The sequence below is a fragment of the Pseudomonas sp. MUP55 genome, from assembly GCF_034043515.1.
In the GTDB taxonomy this organism is placed as follows: domain Bacteria; phylum Pseudomonadota; class Gammaproteobacteria; order Pseudomonadales; family Pseudomonadaceae; genus Aquipseudomonas.
The window spans coordinates 1,333,650-1,350,584 of record NZ_CP138214.1; the positions used below are offsets into that span (position 1 = coordinate 1,333,650).

The 16,935-nt window shown below is 59.9% G+C and carries 16 protein-coding genes; 1 reads left to right on the forward strand and 15 read right to left on the reverse strand.

What is annotated here, in order from left to right; genetic code table 11:
- Positions 1–48: 48 nt before the first annotated feature.
- From SC318_RS05870 to SC318_RS05930, 13 genes are all read right to left on the reverse strand, one after another.
- Complete coding sequence (locus SC318_RS05870; RefSeq protein ID WP_320430019.1) at positions 49–387, reverse strand: GlpM family protein; 339 nt, start codon at positions 385–387, stop codon at positions 49–51.
- Positions 387–1,724 (reverse strand): two-component response regulator AauR, encoded by a 1,338-nt coding sequence (locus SC318_RS05875; RefSeq protein WP_320430020.1) that lies wholly within the window; start codon positions 1,722–1,724, stop codon positions 387–389. Before SC318_RS05875 ends, SC318_RS05870 begins: the two co-directional genes overlap by 1 nt.
- On the reverse strand, positions 1,721–3,622 hold the full coding sequence (locus tag SC318_RS05880; protein WP_320430021.1) for a two-component sensor histidine kinase AauS: 1,902 nt from the start codon (positions 3,620–3,622) through the stop codon (positions 1,721–1,723). The genes SC318_RS05875 and SC318_RS05880 overlap by 4 nt, the downstream gene beginning before the upstream one ends.
- 169 nt (positions 3,623–3,791) lie before the next feature.
- Positions 3,792–4,526, reverse strand: coding sequence for an amino acid ABC transporter ATP-binding protein (locus tag SC318_RS05885; protein WP_320430022.1), 735 nt, complete (start codon positions 4,524–4,526; stop codon positions 3,792–3,794).
- Complete coding sequence (locus SC318_RS05890) at positions 4,523–5,194, reverse strand: amino acid ABC transporter permease (protein WP_046071144.1); 672 nt, start codon at positions 5,192–5,194, stop codon at positions 4,523–4,525. Before SC318_RS05890 ends, SC318_RS05885 begins: the two co-directional genes overlap by 4 nt.
- Positions 5,194–5,940: an amino acid ABC transporter permease gene (locus SC318_RS05895; protein ID WP_046071145.1), complete on the reverse strand. Its 747-nt coding sequence runs from the start codon at positions 5,938–5,940 to the stop codon at positions 5,194–5,196. The genes SC318_RS05890 and SC318_RS05895 overlap by 1 nt, the downstream gene beginning before the upstream one ends.
- Before the next feature lie 194 nt (positions 5,941–6,134).
- A complete protein-coding gene (locus tag SC318_RS05900; RefSeq protein WP_320430023.1) occupies positions 6,135–7,061 on the reverse strand; it encodes a glutamate/aspartate ABC transporter substrate-binding protein in 927 nt (308 codons plus the stop codon).
- Between the two features lie 317 nt (positions 7,062–7,378).
- Positions 7,379–8,212: an IS3 family transposase gene (locus SC318_RS05905; protein WP_320430024.1), complete on the reverse strand. Its 834-nt coding sequence runs from the start codon at positions 8,210–8,212 to the stop codon at positions 7,379–7,381.
- Positions 8,209–8,505 carry a transposase gene (locus SC318_RS05910; protein WP_306491413.1) on the reverse strand — a complete coding sequence of 99 codons (297 nt, stop codon included), beginning with the start codon at positions 8,503–8,505 and terminating at the stop codon, positions 8,209–8,211. Before SC318_RS05910 ends, SC318_RS05905 begins: the two co-directional genes overlap by 4 nt.
- A 158-nt stretch (positions 8,506–8,663) precedes the next feature.
- Positions 8,664–10,202 carry a glycerol-3-phosphate dehydrogenase gene (gene glpD, locus SC318_RS05915; protein WP_320430025.1) on the reverse strand — a complete coding sequence of 513 codons (1,539 nt, stop codon included), beginning with the start codon at positions 10,200–10,202 and terminating at the stop codon, positions 8,664–8,666.
- A gap of 276 nt (positions 10,203–10,478) precedes the next feature.
- Positions 10,479–11,234, reverse strand: coding sequence for a DeoR/GlpR family transcriptional regulator (locus SC318_RS05920; RefSeq protein ID WP_320430026.1), 756 nt, complete (start codon positions 11,232–11,234; stop codon positions 10,479–10,481).
- A 95-nt stretch (positions 11,235–11,329) separates the two neighbouring features.
- Complete coding sequence (gene glpK / locus SC318_RS05925; RefSeq protein WP_320430027.1) at positions 11,330–12,835, reverse strand: glycerol kinase GlpK; 1,506 nt, start codon at positions 12,833–12,835, stop codon at positions 11,330–11,332.
- A 76-nt stretch (positions 12,836–12,911) separates the two neighbouring features.
- Positions 12,912–13,766, reverse strand: coding sequence for an MIP/aquaporin family protein (locus SC318_RS05930; protein ID WP_065891903.1), 855 nt, complete (start codon positions 13,764–13,766; stop codon positions 12,912–12,914).
- Between the two features lie 325 nt (positions 13,767–14,091).
- Here SC318_RS05930 and ybaK point away from each other — a divergent pair, with 325 nt between their 5' ends.
- A complete protein-coding gene (gene ybaK, locus SC318_RS05935; protein ID WP_320430028.1) occupies positions 14,092–14,562 on the forward strand; it encodes a Cys-tRNA(Pro) deacylase in 471 nt (156 codons plus the stop codon).
- 86 nt (positions 14,563–14,648) lie between these two features.
- On the opposite strand, the gene SC318_RS05940 is transcribed toward ybaK, so the two are convergent.
- Positions 14,649–15,692 (reverse strand): ABC transporter ATP-binding protein, encoded by a 1,044-nt coding sequence (locus SC318_RS05940; protein ID WP_320430029.1) that lies wholly within the window; start codon positions 15,690–15,692, stop codon positions 14,649–14,651.
- The gene (gene argF, locus SC318_RS05945) at positions 15,689–16,609 is read right to left on the reverse strand and encodes an ornithine carbamoyltransferase (RefSeq protein WP_320430030.1); all 921 of its coding nucleotides are present in this window, start codon (positions 16,607–16,609) and stop codon (positions 15,689–15,691) included. The genes SC318_RS05940 and argF overlap by 4 nt, the downstream gene beginning before the upstream one ends.
- Between the last annotated feature and the right edge of the window lie 326 nt (positions 16,610–16,935).

Consider the following 16,935-nt stretch of genomic DNA (forward strand, 5'->3'; position numbering starts at 1 on the left):
CACCGCCATCGGGGGCAAGCCCCCTCCCACAGTTTTGACTGTGTAGAGTCAGGTGTGGAGGCGTACCCAGAGGCTTACGAGTACGGTGGCTGCCATCAACCAGGCCACCGCTGCCACGGCCAGTGAAGCCTCCAGCCGCATCCGGTCGACCATCACGTACAACGTCGCCAGGTACACAAAGTACGGAATGATCGACCACATCCCAAACACGATAGTGGTCTTCAAATCCTCGACCGAGCGGCCCTTGCCGACGATGTAATGAGCGATCAGCGCAAAGGTCGGAAACAGCGGTACCAAGCCTGCGATGTAATAGTTTCTGGTCTTGGCCAATGCGGCCAGAATCAGCACCACTGCCGCGCCGAGGGCGGCTTTCAAGAACAGATCCATCAGTGACTCAACCCGTATTTCTTGACCTTGTCGAACAGCGTGGTCTTGGCCATTCCCAGTTCCTGGCTGGCCTGGGTGAGGTTACCTCCGCTGCGTTGCAGGGCATCTACGAGCAGGTTGCGCTCGAAGGCTTCTACCGCCTCGGTAAAGGCCAGGCCATGGTTGCTGCCGCCCGTGCCGGTTTTCTTGAAGGCGGGCAGGCCCAGTGCGAAGCGTTCGGCGACGTTGCGCAGTTCGCGCACATTGCCCGGCCAGTCGTGGCTCATCAGGCTCGACAGGGTCTGGTTGTCCAGCTCCGGCGCGGTGCGATCAAAACGCAGCGAGGATTGCTGTAGGAAGTGCTCGAACAACTGCAGGATATCTTCACGGCGTTCGCGCAGGGGCGGTAGTTCAAGGGTGACCACATTGAGGCGGTAGTACAGGTCGCTGCGGAACTGGCTGGCGCGGCTCAGTTCGTCAAGGTCAGACTTGGTGGCGGCAATCACCCGGCAATCCACGGCCACGCTCTGGTTCGAACCCAGGCGTTCGAGGGTGCGTTCCTGCAGGACCCGCAGCAGCTTGATCTGCAGGTTGATCGGCATGCTTTCCACTTCATCGAGAAACAGCGTGCCCTCATGGGCATGCTCGATCTTGCCGATGCGGCGCTTGCCGGCGCCGGTAAACGCGTTGGCTTCGTGGCCGAAGATCTCGCTTTCGAACAGGTTTTCCGGCAGCCCACCGCAGTTCAGCGCGACGAACTGGTGGGCGTGGCGCCGGCTGAAATCATGCAGGCAACGGGCGACCAGCTCCTTGCCAGTGCCGGTTTCGCCTTCGATCAGCACGTTGGCCGAGGTATCGGCGACATTGGCGATCAATTCGCGCAGGTTTTGCATCGCCGGCGAGCGACCGATGATGCGGCCCTCCAACGAATCGCGCTCGGCCAGCTGGCGCCGCAACGACCAGACTTCCCGCGCCAGAGCGCGCTGTTCAAGGGCGCGACGGGCCACGTCCACCAGGCGCTCGGGGGAGAAGGGTTTTTCCATGAAGTCGTAGGCGCCGTTGCGCATCGCGCCGACGGCCATGGAAATGTCGCCATGCCCGGTGATCAGCACCACCGGCAGGCTTTTATCCAGCGCCTTGAGACGGGTGAGCAACGCCAGGCCATCGATGCCTGGCAGGCGGATGTCGCTGATGACAATGCCGGCGAAATTTTCGCCGATGTGCGTCAACGCTTCTTCGGCACTGCCCACGCCAACGCTGTGAATGTCTTCCAGCGCCAATGCCTGCTGGCAACCCAGCAGTACATGGGGGTCATCCTCGACGATCAGGACGGTGAGGTCTTGGGGTTCAATATTCATGTCGACTCAACTTTTTCAGCGCCCGCCAGCGGCAGGTTCAGGACAAACGCGGTACCACCACTGGCCGGATGCTCCACGGCCAGGCTGCCGCCGGTGGCCGCGGCGAGGCTGGCAGACAGGGTCAGGCCCAGGCCCAGGCCTTGCTCGCCGGGTTTGGTGGTAAAGAAAGGTTCGAACAGATGCTTGCGGGCCTCGGGGTCGATGCCGTGGCCATTGTCGCGCACCAGCAGGCGATATCTGCCTTCGGCCGTCTGGCCTTCCAGCCACAACTGCGGCGCCGGCTGCGCCTGCATCGCATCCAGGGCGTTGCCGATCAGGTTGACCAGGATCTGCTCCAGGCGCGTCTGGTCGATCTGCAATTGGGCAGGGCTGAATTCACGGTGCACGGTCAGGGGCAGGCTGTCCAGGCGCGCGCCAAGCACCTGGAACGCCGCGTCCACGGCCTTTGCCAGGTTCGCTTCGCCCTGGTCGTCACCGCGCCGGGCGAACGAGCGCAGGCTGGCGGTGATGCGGCCCATGCGGTCGATCAGTTCGTTGATGGTCTTGAGGTTGGTGCTGGCGGTGTCCAGGGCGCCGCGCTCGAGGAAGCGCACGGTGTTGCCGGACAGGGTGCGCAGCGCGGCCAGAGGCTGGTTCAATTCGTGGGCGATGCTGGTGGACATCTGGCCGATCGCCGCGAGTTTGCCGGCCTGCACCAGTTCGTCCTGGGCGTGGCGCAGGGTTTCTTCGGCCTGGCGCCGTTCGCGGATCTGGCCTTTGAGGCGTTCGTTGCTGGCGCGCAGGTCGGCGGTGCGTTCGGCAATCCGTCGTTCCAGTTGGCTGTTGGCTTCCTGCAGGGCTTCGCGCGCGGCGAGGCGGGTGGCGATGACCTTGCGCCGCTCGTTCCAGGCGATCAGCAGAAACGCCACCAGGCCAAACGCGACGGCTACCAGGATGCCCTGGTTGATCGCGGCGCGGCGCAGTTCGTTGAGCGGGGTGAGCAGGGTGAAGTTCCAGGGTGTGTCATTTAATGGCCGGGTCTGCGCCAGGTAGCTGACTTCCTGGGTGTCGCTGACCACTTCGCTGTTGGCCGGGAAGGTCAGCTTTTCGCTGCCTTCGTTCAGGCGCTCGCGGGCCAGGGGCTCCAGGGCGTTGAGTGTCGCCCAGTAATATTGCAGGCTGTGTGCCAGCCGGTCCTTGGTGTCATCGCTCAAGGGGCGCACGGCCTTTAGGCGGCGGGCCGGGTCACTGGAAAGGATGATGATGCCGTTTTCGTCGCTGACGAAGGCTTCCAGGCGCGCCCGTTGCCAGCGCTCTTCAAGCGCTTCCAGGCGCACCTTGACCACGGCGACGCCGATGATTTTGCCGTGCTCTTCCAGGCCGTGGGCCAGGTAGTAGCCGGGTTCGCCGTTGGTGCTGCCGATGCCGTAGAAACGACCGGGCTGGCCGCGTACGGCGTTCTGGAAATAGGCGCGAAAGGAGAGGTCTTCACCCTGGTAACTGTCGGCGTCGCGCCAGTTACTGGTGGCCAGCACCCGACCGGTGGTGTCCATCACGTAGATGGCCCGGCTGCGGCTGCGGCGGTTCAAGCCTTCGAGGTAATCGTTGACGGTTTTGCGGGTTTCCTGGTTGGGGTCGGCCAGGAGCGCGGAAACGCTGGTTTCCAGTTCTAACAGGCTGGGCAGGTAGGTGTATTTGCTCAGTTCGCTTTCGACGGTACGGGCGTGCAGCTCCAACTGGCGTTCGCCGTTATCGCTGAGGGTGCGAATGCCGTAGTAGTCACTGACCCAGAAGCCGATATAACCCAAGCCGATCATGAGGGCGATGATCAACGGCGGCAGGAACAGTTGGCGTATCAGGCGAGGCTTCACGGCAAGTGATGGCGGCGCAGCGCGATAGGGGTTGGGGTCGCATTTCATCACAGATGCCTTGGGTCAACCAGCGCTGCCGGCCTGTGCGGTCCAGGTGGGAGGGGGCTTGCCCCCCGATTGCAGTGTGTCAGTCGGTGTATCTATCGCTGATGCACCGCTATCGGGGGCAAGCCCCTCCCACATGGGTCCGTTTTCTACAGTTGGCGCTGTGTAGTACTTAGTGCTGCAGGATTTTCTCAAGGAAGTGCTGCGCGCGTTCGGAGCGGGCGCTGATGTCGCCGAAGAACTCTTCTTTGGGGCAGTCTTCGATGATCTTGCCGGCGTCCATGAAGATCACGCGGTCGGCCACTTTGCGGGCGAAGCCCATTTCGTGGGTCACGCACATCATGGTCATGCCTTCCTGGGCCAGTTGCACCATCACGTCCAGCACTTCGTTGACCATTTCCGGGTCCAGCGCCGAGGTCGGTTCGTCGAACAGCATGACGATCGGGTCCATGGCCAGGGCGCGGGCAATGGCCACACGTTGCTGCTGGCCACCGGACAGTTGGCCAGGGTGCTTGTGGGCATGTGCCGACAGGCCTACGCGCTCAAGCAGTTGCAGGCCTTTCTGGGTGGCTTCTTCCTTGCTGCGCCCGAGCACCTTGATCTGCGCGATGGTCAGGTTTTCGGTGATGGTCAGGTGCGGGAACAGCTCGAAGTGCTGGAACACCATGCCTACGCGCGAGCGCAGTTGCGGCAGGTTGGTCTTCGGGTCGGCGATGGAGGTGCCGTCGACCACGACGTCGCCTTTCTGAAACGGTTCCAGCGCATTGACACACTTGATCAGGGTGGATTTGCCAGAGCCGGAAGGCCCGCACACCACGATCACTTCGCCTTTTTTGACCTCGGTGCTGCAGTCGGTCAGCACCTGGAAGTCGCCATACCACTTGTTGATGTTCTTGATAGAGATCATACGGCAAACCTTTTTTGCAGACGCTTGACCAGCAGCGAGGCGGAAAAGCTGATGATGAAGTAGACGACACCGGCGAAGATCAGGAACTCATTGGAGCGGCCGATGATGTCGCCGTTGGAGCGGGCGGAGTTGAGGAAGTCCACCAGGCCCACGGTATAGACCAGCGAAGTGTCCTGGAACAGAATGATGCTCTGCTGCAGCAGCAGCGGGGTCATCTTGCGGAACGCCTGGGGCAGGATGATCAGGCGCATGGTCTGGCCGTAGGTCATGCCCATCGCCTGGGCGGCGGCCATCTGACCCTTGGGGATCGACTGCACGCCGGCCCGCACGATTTCGCAGAAGTACGCCGCTTCGAACATCATGAACGCCACGACGCACGAGGTGAACGCGCCGATCGGTGTGTCTTCGCCGGTAATCCAGCGCAGCACGAACGGCACCGCCAGGTAGAACCAGGTGATGACCAGCAGCAGCGGGATCGAGCGGAAGTAGTTCACATAGGCGCCGGCCACACGGGACAGCAGCTTGCTGGACGACAGGCGCATTAGGGCGAGGATCGTACCCAGGATGATGCCGCCGACCACGCCCATGACCATCAACTGCAAGGTCATGACCATGCCGTTCCACAGGCCCGGGATCGCGGGGATGATACCGCTGAAATCGAAGTCCATTATTTACCCCCCACGGAGATCAGGCCGGGCACTGCAACTTTCTTCTCGACCACGCGCATCAGCAGCATCAGGCTCATGTTCAGGGTGAAGTAGATCAGCGTGGCCAGGGTGAAGGCTTCAAACAGGTTGGCCGAGAACTCGGCGGTCTGCTTGGTTTGTGCCAGCAGTTCCATCAGGCCGATCAAGGACGCCACGGAGGAGTTCTTGAACACGTTGAGGAATTCGGAGGTAAGCGGCGGAATGATGATGCGGTATGCCTGCGGCAGCAGCACGTTCCAGTAGATCTGCGGCAGCTTGAAGCCCATGGCGCGCGCGGCAGACTCCTGGCCGCGTGGCAGCGCCTGGATGCCGGTACGCACTTGTTCACACACACGGGCGGCGGTGAACAGGCCCAGGCACACGACGACGCTCAGGTAGGCCGAGGTGGTCGGGTTCAGGTCTTGCTTGTACCAGTCCTGCAGGTTCTGCGGCAGCAGGTCGGGTACGAGGAAGTACCAGATAAACAGCTGAACCAGCAGCGGCACGTTACGAAACAGTTCCACGTAGCAGGTCGCGATGCCCGATACGATGCGGTTTGGCACGGTGCGCATGACCCCCAGAATGGAGCCCAGCAGCAAGGCGATAATCCATGCCACGACAGCGATGGCGATGGTCCAGCCCAGGCCGGCGATGTACCAGTCGAGATAAGTCTCGCTGCCAACGCCAGTGGACTTGAAGAACACGCCCCAGTCCCAGTTGTAATTCATTAGGGTCTCCCCTCGAGATCGATCGATGTACAAGCACCCGCTTGGGGAAGGTCCGTCCCCACCTGACGTTGAACGCCAGGCACACACGATCGGCTCGAAAACCGCCAGGTCGAGTGTTCCAAGTTAAAGCCAGCAGGTAATTACAGACGCCTGGGGGAGATTTGGCTCCCCCAGGAGATAAGGTTAGATCAGTGTCAGATTTTTACGTCAGGCGCTGGTTTGTCGCTTGGGTTGGCGATCAGCTCTTTAACCTTGTCACTCATCGGGAAGTTCAGGTTCAGGCCTTTAGGTGGAATCGGGCTTTCGAACCACTTGCTGTAGATCTTGTTGATCTCGCCGGATTTGTACAGGCCGACGATGGCGTCATCTACCGCTTTCTTGAAGTCAGGGTCGCCTTTACGCACCATGCACGCGTAGGCTTCGAAGGACTGTGGAGTACCGGTGATGACCCAGTCATCCGGCTTCTTGGCCTTGGCTTCTTCGCCGGCCAGCAGGGCGTCGTCCATCATGAACGCAACGGCACGGCCGCTTTCGAGCATCTGGAAGGATTCGCCGTGGTCCTTGGCGGAGATGACGTTCATGCCCATCTGCTTGTCGGCGTTCATCGCCTTGATGATGCGCTCGGACGTGGTGCCAGCGGTGGTCACGACGTTCTTGCCTTTGAGGTCGGCGAAGTCAGCGTAGGAAGGCTTGCCATCCTTGTCTTTCTTGACCAGCAGACGAGTGCCGATTTCGAAGATGTTGACGGTGAAGTCAACCTGCTGGGCGCGCTCGGCGTTGTTGGTGGTGGAGCCGCATTCAAGGTCCGCGGTGCCGTTCTGGATCAGCGGGATACGGGTCTGCGAAGTCACCAGGTTGTACTTGGCCTTCAGGTCAGGCTTGTTCAGGTCTTTTTTCAGGGCTTCAACGATGGCCAGTTGAATGTCGTGGGAGTAGCCCACTGGCTTGCCCGAGCCATCCGCAATGTAGGAAAACGGAATGGAGCTGTCGCGGTGCGCGAGAGTGATGGTGCCGGAGTCGTTGATTTTCTTCAGCGTGCCGGTGAGTTCGGCGGCGAAAACTGGAGTGCTGATCAGAGCAGCAGCGATAGCTGCGCCCAGGATTTGGGGAACGATGCGCATCAATACTTCCTCGACATTTGTTTTTTTTATGAAGCCAGCTAAACGGCTCTCTTGTACAGCGAATGCCTTGACGGCTCCTGAGGCGTCTCAGGCAATCGTCAGGAAGTGTAGAGCATGACTCGTGCCATACCGCATATAAAAGCTTAACTGTTTGATATATATGGCGATTAACTTTGTATGACAGTTTCGGCTCGCTGCCGGGGTACGGCAAACCGAATAGGAGGAGGTACTGCGTTCGGAAAACCGAATGGCGTGCACGCTTAAGGTAGGAGCGAGCTTGTAGCGGTCCAGTTTTTTTGGACCATTCTGTAGGAGTATTAGGCCGCCAGCTTTTCAAAAATGGCTGGCGGCAGGTTGTTCGAGGCAGAGTAACAGCGTCGATGGTTGTAATGAGCAATGAAGTCCATCACATCCCGCTCTGCTTCGAAGTGAGTTGAGTAACCATTTTCAGGTGACCAATCGTGTTTTTGCGATCTGAAATAGCGCTCCACAACCGCATTGTCCCAACAGTTCCCGCGCCGACTCATGCTCTGCACGATCTGCTTTTCAGCCAAGTAGCTGACGAAGCGCTCAGCTGTGTATTGGCATCCCTGGTCCGAGTGAAACACCAGCTCGGAGGAAGGTCGACGCAGTCCCACAGCAAGTCGTAAAGCCTGCAATGAAAGCTCGGTATCAGCCGTCCTTGAAAATGCCCAACCAACGATTCTGCGCGAAAAAAGATCCATCACAATGGCTAGATACAACCAACTGCCACCGACACGGATATAGGTAATATCTCCCGCCCAGAACGTGTTGGGTTGTTCCGGATTAAAGCGTCGCTCCAGTACATTGGGCGCGATGTTGGACACTTTGGTGGCTCGCCGATAGTGCGCATACTGGGCCCGACGTCTCACCAGGCCCAAACTCTTCATCAAGCTGCGCATACGATGGCGCCCGACCACTACGCCCTGTGTTTTCAGGGCTTTTGTAAACCCACGGCTGCCCAGCGCTCCGCGATGCTCTCGGTGTAAAAGCCGGATTCTCTTTTCCAGTTGGGGCTCAATTCTGCGCTCAGGTTTGGGCTGGCGCATCGCGTAATAGCTGCTGCGAGGCACGCCCAGCAAGCGGCATAGACGTCGCACCGACAGCTTTTTTGTGGCGCCCTCAATCATTTTCTTCGGCCAAACAGCACCTTTAGATGAGAGGGCAACTGCTTTTTTAGGACATCGTTCTCGGCTTCCAGCAACGCCAACCTGGCCTGCAGCGAATCAATCAGATCCTGATCCTGAGGACGCGTCGTTTGCGCTGCTCCTACCTGCTCCTTGCGCCATCGCGAAACCCAGCGTCGCAGCGCCGTCGGCCCCACCCCCGTTTGCTCGCACGCCTTAGGCACTGAGTAGTTCAACTCAACGACCAGACGAATCGCTTCGGCTTTTTCTTCGGCTGTAACGATCCGAAATCCCATGACGCTTCCTTAGGTTGATACTCCTACATCATGGTCCATAAATATTGAGCCACAACAGCTTGCTCGCGAAAAACACAAAAGCGCCGCGTTTATTCTGAATAAACGCGGCGCTCTCAGGTTTTTCGCGAGCAAGCTCGCTCCTACAGGTATCGGGAGGGTCAGGCCGCTTCGATCTTGCTGCGGTTCTGCTCAACCTTGGACAGGTAGCGTTGCAGGTTGTCCTGTTCGGCCGGGGTGGTGAACAGGCCGAGCTTGGTGCGGCGCCACAGCACGTCGTCAGGCTGCGTCACCCATTCCTGCGCGCACAGGTAATCAACTTCGCGGGTGTAAAGGCCACCGCCCAGGTGCTCACCCAGGTCCGCCAGGCTTTGCACACCTTCGAGCAGGCGCCAGGTGCGGCTGCCGTAGGTGGTGGACCAGCGGCGGGCAATCTCGCTCGGCACCCAGTCGAACTTGCTGCGGATGGCCTCGGCCAGGGCTTCTGGCGTGGTCATGTCTTCGCCGCCGGGCAGGCTGGCCTTGGCGGTCCAGCTTGGACGCATCTGGGTGAAGTACGGCGCCAGCTGCGCCATGGCCGATTCGGCGAGCTTGCGGTAGGTCGTCAGCTTGCCGCCGAACACCGACAGAATCGGCGCTTCGCCGGTGCCGCCGGACAGCGACAGGGTGTAGTCGCGGGTAATGGCCGACGGGTTGTCCGATTCGTCATTGCACAACGGACGCACGCCCGAATAGGTGTGGACGATGTCGTCACGGCTCAGCTGTTTCTTGAAGTGCGCGTTGGCCACCTTGAGCATGTAGTCGGTTTCACCTTCGGTGATCGCCACTTTCGCCGGATCGCCGGTGTATTCGCGGTCAGTAGTGCCGATGATGGTCAAGTGGTTCAGGTACGGAATAGTGAAGACGATGCGCTGGTCTTCGTTCTGCAGAATGTGCGCGTGCGCACCTTCGTAGAGTTTCGGGACGATCAAGTGGCTGCCCTGGATCAGGCGGATGCCGTACGGCGAATCCAGCTTCAGGTCGTCCTTGATGAACTTGGCGACCCACGGGCCGGCGGCGTTCACCAATGCGCGAGCGCGGATCGAGAACAGGCTGCCGTCCGCGCGCTCCATGTTCATTTCCCACAGGCCGTTGCTGCGGTGTGCGCTGACGCAACGGGTCTGGGTGTGGATATGCGCACCTTTCTCCCGTGCGGCCATGGCGTTGAGTACCACGAGGCGGGCGTCATCGACCCAGCAATCGGAATATTCGAAGCCTTTGGTGATTTCGCTTTTCAGCGGGCTGTCGGCACCGAACTTCAGGCTTCTGGAACCGGCGAGTTTTTCGCGCTTGCCCAAGTGGTCATACAGGAACAGGCCGGCACGGATCATCCAGGCCGGACGCAGGTGCGGGCGGTGCGGCAGCACGAAGCGCATCTGCTTGACGATGTGGGGGGCCTTCTCCAGCAGCACTTCACGCTCAGCCAGGGCTTCGCGTACCAGACGGAACTCGTAGTGCTCCAAGTAGCGCAAGCCACCGTGGATCAGCTTGCTGCTGGCCGAAGAGGTGTGGCTGGCCAGGTCGTCCTTTTCGCAAAGGAATACCGACAAACCGCGACCGGCTGCGTCTGCTGCAATGCCGACGCCATTGATCCCGCCGCCGATAACGGCAACGTCATAGACTTCGGCAAGCGGTGGAGCAGGCAAGGTAGAAGGGTTCATCGGCTGGCCTCGCGATCTTTTCGTATTGGAATTCGAACATTAATGTTCATTTGCGAAAATGGTAGCTGATAAACGCGGGCACAGCCAGTCGACTTCGATTGAAAAAACTCATCGAAGGGTGAAAAAAGGAAAATTTGTGAACATGAGCCGGAGGGGAGGGCCCAAGAAAGGGGTGTTGGATGGATCGCCATCGGGGGCAAGCCCCCTCCCACACTTTGATGTGTGACCGCATTCAATGTGGGAGGGGGCTCGCCCCCGATGACGTCAGTACAGGCGCTATACCACTTCCAGCCGAACCTTGTGCTGATTCAACAACTGCACCAGCGCCGGCACCGGTTGCTGGTCGGTCACCAGGCAGTCCACCAGACTGATCGGCCCCAGGCGAATCATGGCGTTGCGCCCGAACTTGCTGGAGTCCGCCGCCAGAATCACTTGGCGTGCATTGGCGATGATCGCCTGGGACACGCGAACTTCCTGATAATCGAAGTCCAACAGGCTGCCATCCTCATCGATGCCGCTGATCCCCACCAGCGCAAAGTCGACCTTGAACTGGTTGATGAAATCGACACTGGCCTGGCCAACCACGCCGCCGTCACGGCGCACATTGCCGCCGGTCAGCAACACATCGAAGTCATCCTTCGCGCTGAGCATGGTGGCGACGTTGAGGTTGTTGGTGATGATTTTCAGGTGGTTGTGGTTGAGCAGCGCACGGGCGATGGATTCGGTGGTGGTGCCGATATTGATGAACAACGAGGCGTGATCGGGAATCTGCGCCGCGATGGCTTCGGCGATGCGCTGCTTTTCGTCGCGCATCTGATCGGCACGCATGGCGTAGGCGGTGTTCTCGACGCTGGAGTCATAGGCCGCGCCGCCGTGGTAGCGGCGCAGCAGATTGGCGTCCGCCAGCTGGTTGATATCGCGGCGGATGGTTTGCGGGGTGACAACGAATAGCTGCGCCATTTCCTCGATACTGACGTAACCGCGTTCGCGGACCAGTTCGAGGATTTGTTGTTGGCGGGGAGGCAGATTCATGGGGCGTCCTTTGGGCTGCCATACAAAAGTGGCCCATGATGACGCAGGAATCCGCTCCCTGCCAGTTACAACCCGATATAGAACCGGCGCTTGGCTTATTCGGCGCCTTCGTGCGGTTCCCAGTCGCGGGTGCGGCTGACTGCTTTTTGCCAGCCTGCGTAGAGCTTCTCTTTGGCTGCCTCATCCAGCTGTGGTTCGAATTCGCGCTCGATCACGGCTTTGCCGCGCAATTCGTCCAGGCTGCTCCAGAAGCCGCAGGCCAGGCCCGCCAGGTAGGCGGCGCCGAGCGCTGTGGTTTCACGCATTTGCGGGCGCTCGACCTGGGTGCCGAGGATGTCGGCCTGGAACTGCATCAGGAAGTTGTTGGCCACGGCGCCGCCGTCCACGCGCAGGGCCTTGAGGCGTTCGCCCGAGTCCTGTTGCATGGCGTCGAGTACGTCACGGGTCTGGTAGGCGATCGACTCAAGGGCTGCGCGAATGATGTGATCCACGCGTACGCCACGGGTCAGGCCGAACAGTGCGCCTCGGGCATACGGGTCCCAGTAGGGCGCGCCCAGACCGGTGAAGGCCGGCACCAGGTATACGCCATTGCTGTCCTTGACCTTGCCGGCGAAGTATTCGGTGTCGTGGGCGTCGTTGATGATTTTCAGCTCGTCACGCAACCACTGCACGGTAGAACCGCCGTTGAAGACAGCGCCTTCCAGCGCGTAGGCCACTTCGCCACGTGGACCGCAGGCGATGGTAGTGAGCATGCCATGCTTGGATTTCACCGCTTTGTCGCCGGTGTTCATCAGCAGGAAGCAGCCGGTGCCGTAGGTGTTCTTGGCCTGGCCTGCTTCGACGCACATCTGGCCGAACAGCGCGGCTTGCTGGTCACCGGCAATGCCGCCAATGGCGATGCCGCTTTTGGTGCGACCGTAGATTTCGGACGACGACTTCACTTGCGGCAGCATTTCCCGCGGAATGTCCAGAATCTCGAGCATCTTCGCATCCCACTCCAGGGTATGGATGTTGAAGAGCATGGTGCGCGAAGCGTTGGTGTAATCGGTGACGTGGGTCTTGCCACCGGTAAATTTCCAGATCAGCCAGCTGTCGACGGTGCCGAACAGCAGCTCGCCGTTGCGCGCACGTTCGCGGCTGCCTTCGACGTTGTCGAGGATCCACTTGAGTTTGGTGCCGGAGAAGTACGGGTCGGTAACCAGGCCTGTGCTGTCGCTGATGTATTGCTCGTGGCCGTCGCGCTTGAGCTGCTGGCAGATCTCGGTGCTGCGGCGGCACTGCCAGACAATGGCGTTGTAGATCGGGCGGCCGGTGAGCTTGTCCCACACCACGGTGGTTTCGCGCTGGTTGGTGATGCCGATGGCGGCGACCTGGTCATGGTGCAGGCCGGCCTGAGCCAGTGCCTCGACCATCACCGCGCTCTGGGTGGCGAAGATTTCCATCGGGTCATGCTCGACCCAGCCGGGCTGCGGGTAATGCTGGACGAATTCACGCTGGGCGGTGCACACCACGTTGGCGTCACGGTCGAAGATGATCGCGCGGGAACTGGTGGTGCCCTGATCAAGGGCAATGATGTAGTTCTTATTCTGAAGGTCGGTCATGTCAATTGCCTTGGACGAAATAAGGAAGTCAGAAATCAGCCGGGGTCACGAAGGGCAGGGACCCTGGCTGGCGCTTTCAGGAAATACGGGTTTTGCCGTTGACAGCCGTGTCAGGTGTTTCAGCTATAGCAGGTGCGGCGCTGGGCAGGTGACGGGCAATCAGCCCGCGGTACGCTGCAGCGCCAAGGCATGCGCCGACAATCGGCGCGAAAATCGGTACCAGGAAGTAAGGAATATCGCGACCGCCAGTAAAGGCCATTTCACCCCAACCCGCGAAAAAGGTCATCAGCTTGGGGCCGAAATCCCGCGCCGGATTCATCGCAAAGCCGGTCAATGGGCCCATGGCGCTGCCGATGACGGCGATCAGCAGGCCAATCAGCAGTGGGGCCAACGGGCCGCGTGGCAGGCCATTGTTATCGTCGGTCAGGGCCATGATCACGCCCATCAGGATCGCGGTGATGACCATTTCCACCAGGAATGCCTGGGCGGTGCTTAGCAAGGCATGAGGATAGGTGGAGAACACCGAAGCCAGCTCCAGGCTGGCCTGGGAGCCACGTACCATGTGGTGGGTTTGTTCGTAATCGAAAAAAAGATTGCTGTAGAGCGTGTACACCAGCGCGGCGGAACAGAAGGCGCCGGCGATTTGGGCAAGGATATAAAAGGGCAGTTTGCGCTTTTCGAAATCGGCGAAAATACACAGGGCGATACTGACCGCCGGATTGAGGTGAGCCCCGGAAATACCTGCACTCAGGTAGATCGCCATGCTCACGCCGACCCCCCAGATAATGCTGATTTCCCACAAGCCAAAGCTCGCACCCGCGACCTTGAGCGCAGCGACGCAGCCGGTACCGAAGAAGATCAGCAGCGCAGTGCCGAGGAATTCGGCCATGCATTGGCTCGAAAGTGAAGGCTGTTGAAGAGCAGTTGTCATGGAAAACCTCAGTTGTTGTTCTTGTCTGGCGCACTGCCTCAACGGGCGGTTGCGCGATTTTCACCGTGACGAGGATCCCCATCCTGTGCCACGGCTTACTGCTCGAATACTGAGGGCTATTCCTACAGTATTCGGAAACGAAAAAATATAGACAAGAATGACCGCTGTCAAAGGTCGAAAGTGAACCATTGGTCATTTCCGAACTATTGGTATGGTGAATGATCACGCCTGACGCAGCGGATCAGCGCGCATGAACCTCTGTACTAGAGCGTTTTCAGTGCGCTTGGCCTAGAATTGGCCGTCAGTTGCCCGCTTGGAGCCCCGCATGACCCCTGCCTTGGACCTGTTGAAAAAAGTTCGCGCCGAACATCGTGTCCACAGTTATGAACACGATCCCAAGGCGGCTTCGTATGGCCTGGAGGCCGCGGAGAAATTGAGCCTGGACCCGGCGCAGGTATTCAAGACGTTGCTCGCCAGCAGTGAGAAGGGCGAACTGCTGGTGGCGGTGGTGCCGGTCGTCGGAAGTCTGGACCTCAAAGCCCTGGCGCATGCGGCAGGCGTCAAGAAAGTCGAAATGGCCGACCCGGCGGCGGCGCAGCGGTCCACGGGTTACCTGCTGGGCGGTATCAGCCCGTTGGGGCAGAAGAAGCGCTTGCGCACCTTCATCGATGTGACGGCGCAGCCGTTTGCGACGATTTTCGTGAGTGCTGGGCGCAGGGGGTTGGAAGTTGAGTTGGCGGCCAGCGTGTTGGCTGAACACACCCAAGCCACTTTCGCACCGATTGGCCGGGCCTGATTTTCAGCCCTATGGTCAATGGTGATCCAATGTGGGAGGGGCTTGCCCCCTCCCACATTTTTTCCCGGTTTCGTCAGCAGGGCTACTTATGCCTGGAACAACACCAAATGCTCGGCGGCCACCCGAATGCCCACATCCGCGCCCATCTGCTGATCGACATGGCTGGGGAAAATCGACTCCAGCTGTGCGCCCGTCGGTAGTTGCAGGCGGTATAGCGTGGACGCGCCGAGGAAGGTCTTGCCGACAATCCGTGCTTTGAGCGCACTGTCCGGCGCGTAAACGATGTCATCCGGGCGCAGCAACACGTCCACCGCACCGCCCGTCGGCCAGGTGTAGGCGCGGTTGCCACGCAGCTCGCCCAGTTCGGTGCTGACCGATTCGGGCGAATTCAATTGGCCACGAATGAAGTAACCCTGGCCGATAAAGCTGGCCACGTACGGCGTCTGCGGTTCGTGATAGAGGTTATAGGGCGTGTCCCATTGCTCCAGACGACCCTCCTTGAAAACCCCCACGTGGTCGCTGACGGCGAAGGCTTCTTCCTGATCATGGGTGACCAGGATCGCGCTGGTGCCGCGTGCCTTGAGAATGTCGCGCACTTCATGGCTGAGCTTGCGGCGTAGTTCGCCATCGAGGTTGGAAAAGGGTTCGTCCAGCAGCAGCAGTTGCGGTTCCGGCGCCAAGGCGCGGGCAAGGGCGACGCGTTGCTGCTGACCACCGGAAAGCTCGTGGGGGAAGCGTTTACCCAAGTCTTTCAGGTTGACCAGTTCCAGCAGTTCGGCGACTACACGGTCTTTGTGCGGGTGCTTGCGAATGCCGAAGGCGATGTTGTCGGCCACGCTCAGATGAGGAAACAGCGCGTAGTCCTGAAACACCATGCCGATACGACGTTTCTCCGGGGCCAGTGTGAAACCGGCACTGGAGATCACTTCGCCCGCCAGGCTGATTTCGCCTTCGTGCACCGGCTCGAACCCGGCAATCGCGCGCAAGGTGGTGGTCTTGCCGCAGCCCGACGAGCCCAGCAGGCAACCGATGTCGCCGGCGTTGAGGTGCAGATTGAGGTTCTGCACCACCCGTTGATCTTGATAGCCGCATGCCAGATTGCGCAGGTTCAGCAGTAATGGCTGGCTCATGCGTGGTGGTACGACGGTGGGACGAGAAATTCGAGCAGGGCCTTTTGCGCATGCAGACGGTTTTCAGCCTGGTCCCAGGCGACCGAACGTGGGTCGTCGAGCAGGTCCAGGCTGATTTCTTCGCCACGGTGTGCGGGCAGGCAGTGCATGAACAGCACGTCCGGCGCGGCAAGGTCGAGCAGGGCGCGGGTCACCTGGAACGGCGCGAACCGGGCCAGGCGCTTGGCGGTTTCGTCTTCCTGACCCATGGAGGTCCAGACGTCGGTGCTGACCAGGTGTGCGCCGACCACCGCATCTTTCGGATCGCGCAGCAGTTGCACGCGACCATCGGCCTTGGCCATGAACTCGGCGCTTGGCTCGTAACCCTCCGGGCAGGCGATACGCAGGTGGAAGTCGAACTGGATGGCAGCTTCTATATAGCTGTTGCACATATTATTGCCGTCGCCGATCCAGGCCACGGTCTTGCCCTGGATCGAGCCGCGGTGTTCGAGGAAGGTTTGCATGTCGGCCAGCAACTGGCACGGGTGCAGGTCATCGGACAGGCCGTTGATCACGGGCACGCGCGAGTTGGCGGCAAATTCGGTCAAGGTGCTGTGGGCAAAGGTACGGATCATCACCGCATCGAGCATGCGCGACATCACGATGGCGCAATCGCTGATCGGCTCGCCACGGCCCAATTGGGTATCGCGCGGCGACAGGAAGATCGCCTGGCCGCCCAGTTGAATCATGCCGGCTTCGAAGGACAAGCGGGTGCGGGTCGAGGACTTCTCGAAGATCATCCCCAGTACACGGTTTTTCAAAGGCTCAAACAGTACGCCGCGTTTACGCAGGTCTTTAAGCTCAATGCCTCGACGGATCACGCTGACCAGCTCTTCGGGCGTGCAATCCATCAGGGAGAGAAAGTGCCTTGCGCTCATCATTAACTACCTTTTGCAACAGACCGCAGATACTCAAAGCCTTGTTTATTGTGACAACGGGCGAGACCTGCGGCGAAAGCCGCACGGGGCGACGAAATAGGGGAAGGCGCGATATTGACATTAAATGTCGCGTCTTACCAATAGGCTACGGTTTTTAAGGGTGTTCAAGCAGGGCGCCGAAGCGCGTTTGAAGACGGTTTCCAGACAGCAGCGGCCCATTTGTACACTGGCGCCGAGACCTTTTGCAATGCGCAGGGGCGCCTGTCGGCCTGCCTGTAGCGGTTTGAGGCGTGTGCAGGGCGTTTTCGAAACATTTGCTCACGGTT